Consider the following 12,433-nt stretch of genomic DNA (forward strand, 5'->3'; position numbering starts at 1 on the left):
TCCCCGAAAATCGCCGTCACCCGGTCTTGGCCCGCGACTCTTGGCCCGCAACGTCGGATGTTCGGCGCGACGCGCGTGAGGATCGCCATTCGCGGCTAGCGCGCCGGCCTGTCTCCTCTCAGCACGACATAAATTGCCGGGATAACGAGCACGGTCAACGCCGTCGATGATGCGAGGCCGAACAACAGCGAGATGGCGAGCCCCTGGAAGATCGGGTCGGCGAGAATGACGGCCGCGCCGATCATCGCCGCGATCGCGGTCAGCAGGATCGGCTTGAAGCGGATTGCGCCGGCCTCCAGCAGCACCTCGGTCAACGGCCGGCCGGGCCGGCGTGCATGGCGGATGAAGTCCACCAGCAGGATCGAGTTGCGCACGATGATGCCGGCCAGCGCGATGAAGCCGATCATCGAGGTCGCCGTGAACGGCGCGTTGAACAGCCAGTGGCCGAGCATGATGCCGATGAAGGTGAGCGGGATCGGCGTCAGGATCACCAGCGGCAGCTTGAACGAGCCGAACTGCGCGACGACGAGAATGTAGATGCCGAGGATCGCCACCATGAAAGCCGCGCCCATGTCCCGGAAGGTCACCCAGGTCACCTCCCACTCGCCGTCCCACAACAGGGTCGGGTGGGTTTCGTCGTCAGGCTGACCGTGCAGGGCGATCACGGGCTTCGGAAGGTTGCCCCAGTCGATCCGGTCGATCGCGTCACGCACCGCCAGCATGCCGTAGATCGGTGCTTCATAGGCACCGGCGAGTTCCGCCAGCACCATTTCGGTGGAGCGGCCGTTGTGCCGGAAGATCGGCCAGGACGCCGGCTCACGGGTGACGCTGACAACATCACCGAGTTCGACCACTCCACGACCGCCGGGAAGCGCGTTGGCGGGCACCGGTGTCGTCAGCGCGCGCGCATCCATCACGGCGTTCGCCTTGGGCAGCGCGAGGCGGATGGCGATCGGATAGCGTCCTCCACCACGCTGGGAATAGCCGACCGTGGTGCCGCCATAGAGATCACGCAGGGTATCGTAAACGTCAGATTGTTCGACCCTGTAATATTCGAGATTGTCCTGATTGATGGCGACGCGCACGCGCTCAGCCTGGTTGTGATAGCTGTCATCGACATCGACGATGAACGGCACGCTCTTGAACGCCGCGCGCACCTTGGCGGCGACCGCGCGCCGGGTGTCGGGGTTGGGACCGTAGATCTCCGCAAGCAGCGTGCCCAGCACCGGCGGCCCCGGAGGCGGCTCGATCACCTTCACCACGGTGTCCTTCGGCAGGTCGAGACCGCTCAGGCGCTGCCTGAGTTCAAGCGCGATGGCATGGCTGGCGCGCGCGCGGTCGCCTTTCGCGAGCAGGTTCACGGCAATATCGCCCAGCTCGGGACTGGAGCGGAGATAATAGTGCCGCACCAGCCCGTTGAAATCGAACGGCGCACCCGTGCCGGCGTAGGTCTGGAACGACACAATTTCGGGTACGGATGCCAGGCGATCAACCATCGCCTGCAGCGTTCGGTCGGTATCCTCGACAGACGAGCCCTTCGGCAGGTCCAGCACGACCTGAAGATTGGCCTTGTTGTCGAACGGCAGCAGCTTCACCGTGACATGCCTGGTGTAGAACAGCGAGAGCGAGGCCAGCGTCGCCGCCCCGACCAGAGCCAGGAAAATCCAAGCGCGCCACCGCGACGCCAGAACGGGCCTCGCGACAGCAACGTAAAGCCGGCCGAGGCGGCCGCCGCTCGCCGTATCATGGCCTTTGCCGGCAGTATTGTGATCGCCTCCGAGCTTCATCATCAGCCACGGCGTCAGGATGACGGCGACGAAGAAGGAGAACAGCATCGCCGCCGAGGCGTTGGCCGGAATCGGGCTCATATAGGGACCCATCATGCCGGACACGAACAGCATCGGCAGCAGCGCCGCCACCACCGTCAGCGTCGCGACGATGGTCGGATTGCCGACCTCGGCCACCGCGTCGATCGCGGCCTGCGCGCGCGAGCGGCCGTCGCGTATCGCCCAGTGGCGGGCGATGTTCTCGATCACCACGATGGCGTCGTCCACCAGAATGCCGATGGAGAAGATGAGCGCGAACAGGCTGACGCGGTTGAGCGTGTAGCCCATGATCCACGAGGCGAACAGCGTCAGCAGGATCGTGGTCGGGATCACCACCGCCACCACCAGCGCCTCGCGCCAGCCGATGGCGATGGCGACCAGCACCACGATCGACACTGTGGCGAGGGCGAGATGGAACAGAAGTTCGTTGGCCTTCTCGTTCGCCGTTTCACCATAGTTGCGCGTGACCGTCATCTCGACATCCGACGGGAAGATCTGGCCGCGCGCCTGCTCCAGCCGCCGCACGATCTCCTCGGCGATCACCACCGCATTGGTGCCGGGGCGCTTGGCAATGGCGAGCGAAACGGCGGGCGCGCGTTCAAGGCCGGCATCTGCCGTCTTGCGGATGTCGGTGACGCGATTTTCGGCCGGCGAGGTTGCAAGCACGACATTGGCGACGTCGCGGACATAGACCGGGCGGCCGTCGCGCGCGGTGAGCAGGATGTTGCCGATCTCGGGCAACGCCTGCAGGGTCTGCCCGGCGACGATCGCGCGTTGCTGCGTATCCTCCCGCACCGTGCCGATGCGGAATGAACGGTTGGCGCCTTCGATCTTGGCGGCGACTTGCTGCAGGGTGATGCCGTAGAGCGAGAGCTTTTCCGGATCGGGTTCGACACGGAACTGCTCCGGCTGCTCGCCGACGATGTAGGTGAGGCCGACGTCGGGCAGTTTGGACACCTCGACCTGCAGTTCGCGGGCGAGCCGCGTCAGCCCGTTCGCGGTCCAGCGCGCGTCGGCATCCGGCGTCGGGCGCAGCGTCACCACCACGATCGCCACGTCGTCGATGCCGCGGCCGACGATCAGCGGTTCGGGAATGCCGAACGGGATGCGGTTCATGTTGGCCCGGACCTTCTCGTGCACGCGAAGAATGGCGGCGTCCGGATTGGTGCCGACCTTGAACCGCGCTGTCACCACGGTGCCGTCGTCCTCGGTCTGCGAGTAGAGGTGCTCCACGCCATCGATGCTCTTGACGATCGTCTCGAGCGGCTCGGTGACGAGCTTCAAGGCGTCCTCGGCCTTCAGCCCATTGGCAGCGACATGGATGTCCACCATGGGCACGGATATCTGCGGCTCCTCCTCGCGCGGCAGCGAGATCAGCGCGACAAGCCCGAGTGCAAGGGACGCGAGCAGGAACAGCGGCGTCAACGGGGAAGCGATGAAGACGCGGGTGAGGTTGCCGGCGAGCCCGAGCTTCATGGCAGCATGATCCGGTCGCCGTCGTGCAGGCCGGTAAGGATTTCCGTGCGCCTTTGGCCGCCCTCTTCGACGGCCTCGCCCAGAATGACGGCGACATCCATTTCTCCGGTGGGCGTGACGAGGCGTACGTAGTCGACGCCGTGCATCGTCCGGATCGCCGCCGGCGGCACCGCCAGTACCATACGTTTGCCGACCGGGATCGACACCAGCGTGCGCTCGTTGACGAAATAATCGCCGATCCCTTCGACCTCGACATCCGCGATCACGCGTCCGTCGGTGATCTCCGGATAGACCTTGACGATGCGGCCGCGGTGCGGGGCGGACAGCCCGCCCGGCGCGGTGAGCCCGCGCGCGCCGACCGTCACGTCGGCGCCCTGTGTGATCTCGCCGGCATGACGCTCCGGCAGCGACAGCCGCAGATAATACGGCCCCGGCGCGATGCGGGCGATGTCCTCGCCGGGCATGATCACCGAACCGAGCGTGACGGGGACGGTGAGCACGCGGCCCGTCGCCGGCGCGAAGACGGTGCCCTCGCGCGCGCTCTGCTCAATGACGGTCTTCTCCGCCTTGGCCGCAGACACCTGATTGGTCGTCACCTCGAACTGCATCTTGGCCTGATCGAGGCTGACCTGCGTGCCCGACCCGCTCGCCCGAAGCTGCTGCGCCCGCTCGAGCTGGACGCGTGCATTCGAAAGCTGCGAGTTGAGCGCCTCGATCTTGGCGTCGGCGGCGTTGAGCTGAAGCGCGAGCTTGTCATCGACGACGACGGCGATCGCCTGTCCTTCCCTGACTTCGTCACCCTGCGTGACGCGAAGCTCGCGCACCGAGCCGCCGATGCGGGCACGCGCCGGCACCACGATGCGGCTCTCGACCTGGCCGAAGACGGCCTTCATCTCGGGAATCGTCGTGGCCTTGACGACGAATTCAGCGGCGTTGGCCGCCGTCGCGCCGGCGATCGCGGCGCCGGCGAGAACGGCTGTCAGGAAGCGCAAGATCGGTCGATGCATGAGCGTGCAGCTTTCACGGAGCGATCACGAGTTTCGCCCGGCCATCGGATGAAAAGGCTGGTCGTTATTTGAATGCGACGCCGGCCGGGCAGCCTAGTTTCCTGAAGACCATGGCCGCGGGACAAAAGCCTGAGACCGACGCCTGGATCAGATTTAGGCCCACGAAACCCGTGAGCAGAAACCACCAGGGCGACACGTAAAATCCGAGCCCCAGCGAGACGAGAACCATGAAGCCGGCAAACATCATCACGGCGCGATCGATTGTCATTGTCGTTTCTCCTCTGCTTCAAGACTGCGCCTGTTCGGCCGTCTCCACGTGAATGTCCTTCAGCTTCCTGATCCCGAGCATGTCGAGGACGAGGTTTTCGTAGAAGGTCTCGGCCTTGCCCTGGCGTACCTTGCGCAGGAAGTATTTCTCAAAGCCGATCTTGGCTGCGTGGACCCATTTGCCTTGCGACGACCAGTTGACGTTGCGCGGCGGAATCTGGGGCTGGGCGACGAAAGCGATGCCGTCGTCGCCGAAGTCGGCGAGGCAGACCGCGTTCCAGGTTGCGACCGCCTTCGGCTGCTCGCCCTTGAGGAGCGAAGCGATGTTCTCCGCCGTGGCAGTGACCATGGATTCGATCATGAAACCGGTCTTCGGCACGCCGACCGCGAGCGGGGTCTTGCCGACCGGCGGAATGGCGACGCAGACGCCGACGCCGAAAATGTTCGGGAAGACCGGGTTGCGCTGGTGCTTGTCGATCACGATAAAGCCGCGCGGATTGGTCAGACCCTCGACGCCATGAACGGCCTTGACGCCCCGGAAGGCCGGCAGCAGCATCGAGAAGGCGAAGGGCAGTTCGTGTGTCGCCTTGACCGAGCCGTCGTCGTTGACTTCTTCGACGACGAGCTTTTCATGGTCCACCTTGGTGGTTCGCGCATTGGTGATCCATTTGATGTGGCGGTCGCGCATCGCGCTTTCGATCAGGCCCTTGGTGTCGCCGACGCCGTCGAGCCCGAGATGGCCGATATAGGGCTCCGGCGTCACGAAGGTCATGGGCACGCGGTCGCGGACGCGCGCATTGCGCAAGGCCGTTTCGAGGATGAAGGCGAATTCATAGGCCGGGCCATAGCAGGATGCGCCTTGCACGGCGCCGATCACCACCGGTCCCGGCGTCCTGACGAGTTTGTCGAACGCGACTTTGGCTTGAAGGGCATGATCGGTCTGGCAGACGGACTGGGTATGGGCAGTCGGGCCCAGTCCCGGCACCTCGTCGAAGGCAAGGTCAGGTCCGGTGGCAATAATCAGGTAGTCGTAGGTAATGGATGTGCCGTCGTTGAGTTGAATCCGATTTTCAGCCGGCTCGACGCGTTTGGCCCCCTCCGGCCGCAGTTCGATGCCTCTCTGTTTCAGCACCGGAGCAAGGTCGACTTCGATATCCGCCGGCTGTCTCCAGCCGACGGCGACCCATGGATTCGAAGGCACGAACGAATAGGTCGAGCCGAGATTGACGACGGTGAGACGGTCGTCGCGTCTCAGCTTGGTCTTCATCTCATAGGCCATGATGGTTCCACCGAGGCCCGCGCCGAGAACGACAATGTGAGACATGGACTATTCCTCCGATTTATCCGCCGAGTTTCCCTGACATCGCGCATTGCGTCTTGATCTGGTTCAAGGCAGGAGCAAACTGTCCTTTGAACCTTGCGCCGACCTCTCGGAAGGCCGGACACCTTGCACATAACATTCAAGGAGTATAAATTCAATACTATGAATGTAGGAGATATGATGCCGGCGGCGGAGTCGGCCGCGGAACTGATGCGCAGCCTGTCCCACCCGCAGCGCCTGCTGGTGCTCTGCGCCCTGGTGGACGGTGAGAAATCGGTTGCTGAATTGCGTCAGGGGCTCGGGATCGAACAGGTGCCGATGTCGCAGCAGCTCATGCGGCTCAGGTCGGACGGACTCGTCGAAGCCCGTCGCGAGGGAACGACGGTCTACTATTCCATCGCACGGCCGGAGGTTTTGACCGTTGTGGATGCGCTGCATTCAGCCTTCTGCGCACCAGCCAGAGGCAAGCGTCCGCGCGGCGGCCGGCAAATCAACACGCGAGGTTCCTAGAGGGCGTTGCTGGATTTGGTGTCCGCGGCGAATGCGCTTGGGCTTCTGGCGTTTGACGCTGATGCTGGCCCGTGCACGATGAAGGCCCGCTTCTGTTTCAAATCGGGCTGTCCCGATAGGAACAGCGCAGGGGTGGCGGTTACCTCATCGGCAACGATGGCTGTCGGTGCAACAAGGAGAACAATTCTATGACTGCACGTGTGCTGTCCGTCGCGGCTATCGCCCTTTGGCTTATTACCATTGCGGTGGCCGTATTCTTCTTTGTGTACGGTCGGACGCAGGTGGCGCCCGACGGTCGCACGGCTGTTCTGCTGGCATCGGATGAGCGTGATCTCGTGCTCACCGAAATGCGCGGCATGCTTGAAACCGTGCAGGTCGTCGTCGATGGGGTAAAGGCGGGCGACATGAAGCGGATTGCACAGGCTGCGCGCGCGAGCGGCATGGCAGCGGCCGCCGACGTCAATCCGGCACTGATGGCCAAGTTGCCGATCGAGTTCAAGCGGCTCGGGCTCAGCGTCCATAAGCGCTTCGACGAGATTGCCGCCACAGCCGAATCAGGCGCCAGTCGCGAGCAGTTACTCGCAACTCTGAGCACACAGCTATCGGCGTGCGTCGCCTGCCACGCCAGCTATCGCCTCGACGCGGAGACGCCGGCGGCGAAGTGAGCAGGATCGTTCGCAGCCCTGAAAGCGGCGAGGGTGAGGGCTCGCCGTGCATCCCATACGTCTGCGACCGGCACCAACCAACCGAACTGCCAACCACCGTTTTTTAACTGACCTGTTCTATCCTGCTTCATCAGAACGCGAGTTCCCGGTAAGCCACAGAAGGTGCCTCCGCGATGGTTCACTTGTTCCAGTTGCCCTCAGCCCTGACGTGCGTCCTTCCCAGGTAAGCTTTTGAGGGCGCCGCTACCGGTTTCTGCTCACGCAATTTCTCTCGAATCGCGTCATGGCAGCGTATCGGGCGCCGCAACGCTTGCTTCAACCACAACAGATCGACGAGTTTCCCCGTGCGCAAGAACTTTCCGGTTACCGACGCCGAATATCCCGTTTCCGATGAAACGCTGATCGTTTCGAGGACCGACCTCAAGGGCCGTCTGACCTACGTCAACGAGGACTTCATCGACGCCGCGGAATTCACGACCGAAGAATTGATGGGCAAGGCGCACAACATCGTCCGCCACCCGGACATGCCGCCGGAGGCGTTCGAAAATCTTTGGGATACACTGAAGGCCGAGAAGCCCTGGGTCGGCGCGATCAAGAACCGGCGCAAGAACGGCGGTTTTTACTGGGTGCTGGCGACTGCCTCGCCGATTCGCACGAACGGGCAGGTCACCGGCTATACGTCGATCCGCACCAGGCTTGCTGCCGACCAGCGCGCGCTGGCGGAGGAAGTTTATGCAGCCATTCGCGAAAAGCGGCGACATCCGTACCGGATCGATGCCGGCATCATCCGGAAGCGATCGTTCTTCGACCGTTTCGGGCTGTTCACACGGACCATACGGGCGCGAATGACGACGCTGATCACGCTGCAGGTGGCTTTCCTGCTGGCCTGTAGCGCGCTGGGGGTAACCGCGGTTGGCGGGACATGGGGGCTCGTCCTCGGCTTTCTTGGCATTGCCGGGGTTGCTGCCGGAGGGTTCGTCGGGCGTCAGACGCTTCGCGCGTTTGAGGAACCGATGGGTCACCTCAACGAGACGATGCTGAACCTGGTCCACGACAAGTTCGACAACCGCATCGAGATCAAGCGCGACGACGAAATCGGCCTGGCGCTTCGCAACCTTCAGACCGTGCAGACGTTGATCCGCTTCAGCCGGGAAGAGGTTAATTCCACGCAACGCCGCGCGGACATCCAGCGCAAGACGGACATGACAAAGATCGCCGATTCCTTCGAAGCGGCGATCGGCGAAATCGTTCAGGCTGTCGCCACGTCAGCGACCGAACTGGAAGCATCCGCAACCACGCTCGCGTCGAACGCCGACCATGCAAGGGATTTTGCTGCACGCGTCGCCAACGGATCGAACGAAGCCTCCTCCAACGTCAATTCGGTGGCTTCGGCCACCGAGGAGATGACCGCCTCGGTTCGCGAAATCAGCCAGCGGATGCAGGAGTCGGCGCGCATGGCGGGCAGTGCGGTCGATCAGGTTCATTCGGCGACCGAGCGCGTCAGTGCGCTGTCGAGCGCGGCGTCGCGCATCGGCGACATCGTCGAGATCATCAACAATATCGCTGGCCAGACCAACCTCCTCGCCCTCAACGCCACCATCGAGGCGGCGCGCGCCGGGGAAGCCGGGCGAGGATTTTCGGTCGTTGCCTCGGAAGTGAAGGCGCTCGCCGAGCAAACCGGCAAGGCCACCGGCGAAATCGGTCAGCAGATCGGCGACATCCAATCCGCCACGCAGGAATCCGTCGCCGCGATCAACGAAATTCGCAACTCCATCGAAAAGCTGTCAGGCATCTCTTCCACGATCGCCTCGGCTATCGAGGAACAGGGCGCTACCACCCAGGAAGTCTCCCGCAACGTCCAGCACGCCGCCCAGGGGGCGCAGGAAGTTTCCTCCAATATCGGCAATCTCCAGCGCGGAGCGGCGGAAACCGGAACTGCCTCGTCCCTGGTGTTGACTGCTGCGCAAACGCTGTCGCGCGATAGCGCCCGGCTCAAGGCGGAGGTCAACAACTTCCTGAACTCCGTCCGGGTCGCATAGAGATCGACGCGTGGCCAGACGTCGGTAAGACGGAGCCTGGCGTGAAATTGCTGCTGCACCGGGGCAGACGATCATAGCTGGGGTCGAGGTTCGAATCCTTCTCCCGCTACCAGCCTTTCCATGACAACCCGGATCAAGTACATCCGCCGTTCACGGTTGCCGATGCGGATTGCAATGCCGTGCGCGAGCGTGCCGGCTATCCGCGGATAGCCGCGCCCTGAGGGTAAGAAGCAGCCGGCGCAACGGGCATCGACGAAGCCCGCGGTAATTGCGTATCCTGGATTGAACTTGCGGAAATTCTGTCGATCGGCCGAGGGGGCATGCACGAACTTATTGGCGATATCACGCTTTCCATCCTGTTCGCCTGGGGTCTCGGGCTGGCCGCGCACTTTTCCCGGCAACCGTTGATTCTGGCCTATCTGGTGGCCGGGTTCGTCATCGGCCCGTTTGGAATGGGATGGGTCAAATCGCAGGAATCGATCCAGACCATTTCCGAGCTCGGCCTGATCTTCATGCTCTTCATGATCGGCCTGGAAATCGACCTGAAGAAGATCGTGCGCGCCGGGCCGGTGATCCTGATCGCCGGCGGCGGCCAGCTCCTCGGCGGCTGCATCCTCGGCGTATTGTTCTTCATGGCGATCGGCCTGGCCATGGGCCACGGCGGCTTCGACGCGCTGTATCTCTGCGTCGCCTGCGCGCTGTCGAGCACGGTCATCATCGTCAAGGTCCTGTACGAGAAACGCGAGCTTGATACGCTGCCGGGCCGCATCACCCTCGGCGTGCTAGTGCTGCAGGATATCTTCGCGATCCTGTTCCTGGCGGTGCAGCCCAGCCTGGACAACCTGCAGATTTCCATCGTCCTGTTGTCGATCGCGCGGGTCGGCGCGCTGGTCGCGACCGCGCTGATCCTCAGCCGCTATGTGCTGCCACATCTGTTTCACCAGATCGCGCGCCGCCCGGAACTGGTGCTGCTCGGCGCGCTGGCGTGGTGTTTTCTGATCGGGGAGATCGCCGAGCGACTGCATCTGTCGCGCGAAATGGGTTCGCTGGTGGCGGGCGTGTCGCTCTCGACCTTTCCTTACGCGCTCGACGTCACCGCCAAGGTGACGACGCTGCGCGATTTCTTCATCACGCTGTTTTTCGTCGCGCTGGGCATGACCATTCCGATCCCGAACGGCTCGGTGATCTGGCTTGCGCTGACCATCGCGGCCTTCACGGTGGTGAGCCGCGTGATCACGACCTTCGTGCCGCTGTATCTGATGAAGCAGGGCCTGCGCGCCAGCCTGCTGCCGGCCATCAATCTGGCGCAGATCAGCGAGTTCTCGCTGGTCGTGATCCAGACCGGGCTGGCCGCGCGGCACATCAGCACACAGACCGCGAGCGCGGCCTCGTTCGCCTTCGTGGTGCTGGCCGTGCTGAGCACGTTCGCGATCGGACGCAGCGATCAACTCTCGCGATCGGGGATCGGCTTTTTGAAGCGGCTCGGCTTGCGCGATCTCGACCGCGCCGAGGCCGGCGAGGGCGGACACGACGGCGGTGGGCATGGCGAGCCGCGACGCATTGTCATCCTTGGCTTTTTCCGCGCCGCGAGCGCGCTTTTGAGCGAGATCGAACGCCGCAACGAGTCGCTGCTGGACCAGATCGCGGTGGTCGACTTCAATCCTGTGGTGTTCAGCACCCTGTCCGCCCGTGGCCTGCACGTCACCTATGGCGACATCAGCAACGTGGATACGCTGCTGCATGCCGGGGTCGGCGGCGCCGAGATCATCATTTTGAGCGTGCCGGATTCGCTGCTCAAGGGCGCCACCAATGTCAAACTCGTCCGTCACGTCCGCTCGCTCAATCCGACCGCGAAGATCATCTCGACGGCGGACCTGCTGTCGGATGTCGAGGATCAATATGCCGCCGGCGCGGATTACGTGACGGTGACGCGGCTGACGGACGCGCATGAGCTGTTCGCCGCGATCGAGGCCGCCGACAATGGTTTGCTGGCCGACAAGCGCGCCGAGACCGAGGCGCTTCTGAGCGAACGCCGGGAGGTGCTGCCGTAAGCCGATCCTGCTGCCAAATTCGCCATGCGGATCATATATGGGGCGTGATGGTCGGGCGGCGTTCCGGCTGGGTTGGTTGCGCCGCAGCCCGCTCTAGGCCATACGGTCCTTCCTTCAAACGCGAAAGCGCGACTCATGCCCCATCCAATTCCGGACGTCCTCCAGGCCTTCGCCAATGGCGAGATCGTCGTCGTCACCGACGATGACGACCGCGAGGGCGAGGGCGATCTGATCGTCGCGGGCTCGCTCTGCACCGCGGAGAAGATGGCGTTCATCATACGGCACACGTCCGGCATCGTTTGCGCGCCGATCACCACCGAGGATGCGCAGCGGCTGCGGCTCGATCCGATGGTCGCGCACAACGAATCCAACCACACCACCGCTTTCACCGTCTCGATCGACTACAAGCCCGGCGGTGGAACCGGCATTTCGGCCGAAGAGCGCGCCTCCTGTTGCCGGGCGCTCGCCAATCCCAACGCCGGGGCCAGCGACTTTGCCCGGCCCGGCCATATCTTTCCGCTGATCGCGCGCAATGGCGGCGTGCTGCTTCGCGCGGGCCATACCGAGGCGGCGATCGATCTCTGCAGGCTCGCCGGTCTGCCTCCGGTCGGGGTCATCAGCGAGTTGATGAACGACGACGGCACGGTGATGAAGGGCGAGCAGGTGGCGCGGTTCGCTGCCGCGCACGGCCTCAGGCATGTGACCATCGCCGACATCATCGCGTATCGCCAGGCGCGGGAGAAGCTGATCGAGCGGGTCTCCGAATTCATCACTGACAGTCCGATCGGACCTTTACAGGGCTACGCATACCGCTCGCCGTTCGATTCCACCGCCCACGTCGCATTCGTCTATAACGGCATCGGCGACGGCCGGAATGTCCTCACGCGCTTCCACAAGCCCAATATCGTGCGCGATATTTTCGCCGGGCCGAGGCGCATGGAGGTCGTCCTCGAGCATTTCAGGAAGGCCGGAAGCGGCGTGCTGGTGTATCTGCGCGACGGTGCGGCGGGGGTGCCGGTGGCGCCGCTCCCCGAAGACAAATCTGCGGAAGCCGATCGCAACAGGCAGTGGCGCGAGGTTGGCGTCGGCGCGCAGATCCTGCGCGATCTCGGCGTGACCTCGATCCGGCACCTGACCTCGTCCGCATACGAGTATAAGGGGCTTTCCGGGTTCGGTATCGAGATCGTTTCCAACGAATATCTTGAAAGCTGACGGCTGTTGTCGGCCGGGCATGAGCTTATATGCTCTGTGCCTCTCGCTAATGAACCGGA

The 12,433-nt window shown here is 63.6% G+C and carries 9 protein-coding genes; 5 read left to right on the forward strand and 4 right to left on the reverse strand.

Going from position 1 to position 12,433, the window contains the following annotated elements; genetic code table 11:
• Window positions 1-95: 95 nt before the first annotated feature.
• The 4 genes from ACS3WA_RS02695 to ACS3WA_RS02710 form a co-directional block, all read right to left on the reverse strand.
• Window positions 96-3,302, reverse strand: coding sequence for an efflux RND transporter permease subunit (locus tag ACS3WA_RS02695; RefSeq protein WP_438277030.1), 3,207 nt, complete (start codon window positions 3,300-3,302; stop codon window positions 96-98).
• Complete coding sequence (locus ACS3WA_RS02700) at window positions 3,299-4,309, reverse strand: efflux RND transporter periplasmic adaptor subunit (RefSeq protein WP_438277031.1); 1,011 nt, start codon at window positions 4,307-4,309, stop codon at window positions 3,299-3,301. Before ACS3WA_RS02700 ends, ACS3WA_RS02695 begins: the two co-directional genes overlap by 4 nt.
• 64 nt (window positions 4,310-4,373) lie before the next feature.
• A complete protein-coding gene (locus tag ACS3WA_RS02705) occupies window positions 4,374-4,577 on the reverse strand; it encodes a YgaP family membrane protein (protein WP_438277032.1) in 204 nt (67 codons plus the stop codon).
• Window positions 4,578-4,595: 18 nt separating this feature from the next.
• A complete protein-coding gene (locus ACS3WA_RS02710) occupies window positions 4,596-5,900 on the reverse strand; it encodes an NAD(P)/FAD-dependent oxidoreductase (protein WP_438277033.1) in 1,305 nt (434 codons plus the stop codon).
• A gap of 159 nt (window positions 5,901-6,059) precedes the next feature.
• Between ACS3WA_RS02710 and ACS3WA_RS02715 the strand changes: the two genes are divergently transcribed.
• The 5 genes from ACS3WA_RS02715 (at window position 6,060) to ribB (ending at window position 12,374) form a co-directional block, all read left to right on the forward strand.
• Window positions 6,060-6,407 carry an ArsR/SmtB family transcription factor gene (locus ACS3WA_RS02715; RefSeq protein WP_438277034.1) on the forward strand — a complete coding sequence of 116 codons (348 nt, stop codon included), beginning with the start codon at window positions 6,060-6,062 and terminating at the stop codon, window positions 6,405-6,407.
• Window positions 6,408-6,595: 188 nt separating this feature from the next.
• A complete protein-coding gene (locus ACS3WA_RS02720) occupies window positions 6,596-7,072 on the forward strand; it encodes a hypothetical protein (protein WP_438277035.1) in 477 nt (158 codons plus the stop codon).
• Between the two features lie 344 nt (window positions 7,073-7,416).
• Entirely contained in the window at window positions 7,417-9,111 is a 1,695-nt protein-coding gene (locus ACS3WA_RS02725; RefSeq protein ID WP_438277036.1) for a methyl-accepting chemotaxis protein, read from the forward strand.
• A gap of 320 nt (window positions 9,112-9,431) precedes the next feature.
• A complete protein-coding gene (locus tag ACS3WA_RS02730; RefSeq protein ID WP_438277037.1) occupies window positions 9,432-11,162 on the forward strand; it encodes a cation:proton antiporter in 1,731 nt (576 codons plus the stop codon).
• Window positions 11,163-11,297: 135 nt separating this feature from the next.
• Window positions 11,298-12,374, forward strand: coding sequence for a 3,4-dihydroxy-2-butanone-4-phosphate synthase (gene ribB / locus ACS3WA_RS02735; protein ID WP_438277038.1), 1,077 nt, complete (start codon window positions 11,298-11,300; stop codon window positions 12,372-12,374).
• Window positions 12,375-12,433 lie beyond the last annotated feature (59 nt).

It is taken from the genome of Nitrobacter sp., assembly GCF_051535235.1.
In the GTDB taxonomy this organism is placed as follows: Bacteria; Pseudomonadota; Alphaproteobacteria; order Rhizobiales; family Xanthobacteraceae; genus Nitrobacter.

Excerpts from the sequence above, each read along its gene's own strand:
- ACS3WA_RS02695 (WP_438277030.1), bottom strand. The coding sequence starts at position 3,302 with ATGAAGCTCGGGCTCGCCGGCAACCTCACCCGCGTCTTCATCGCTTCC.
- ACS3WA_RS02700 (WP_438277031.1), bottom strand. The coding sequence starts at position 4,309 with ATGCATCGACCGATCTTGCGCTTCCTGACAGCCGTTCTCGCCGGCGCC.
- ACS3WA_RS02705 (WP_438277032.1), bottom strand. The coding sequence starts at position 4,577 with ATGACAATCGATCGCGCCGTGATGATGTTTGCCGGCTTCATGGTTCTC.
- ACS3WA_RS02710 (WP_438277033.1), bottom strand. The coding sequence starts at position 5,900 with ATGTCTCACATTGTCGTTCTCGGCGCGGGCCTCGGTGGAACCATCATG.
- ACS3WA_RS02715 (WP_438277034.1), top strand. The coding sequence starts at position 6,060 with ATGAATGTAGGAGATATGATGCCGGCGGCGGAGTCGGCCGCGGAACTG.
- ACS3WA_RS02720 (WP_438277035.1), top strand. The coding sequence starts at position 6,596 with ATGACTGCACGTGTGCTGTCCGTCGCGGCTATCGCCCTTTGGCTTATT.
- ACS3WA_RS02730 (WP_438277037.1), top strand. The coding sequence starts at position 9,432 with ATGCACGAACTTATTGGCGATATCACGCTTTCCATCCTGTTCGCCTGG.
- ribB (WP_438277038.1), top strand. The coding sequence starts at position 11,298 with ATGCCCCATCCAATTCCGGACGTCCTCCAGGCCTTCGCCAATGGCGAG.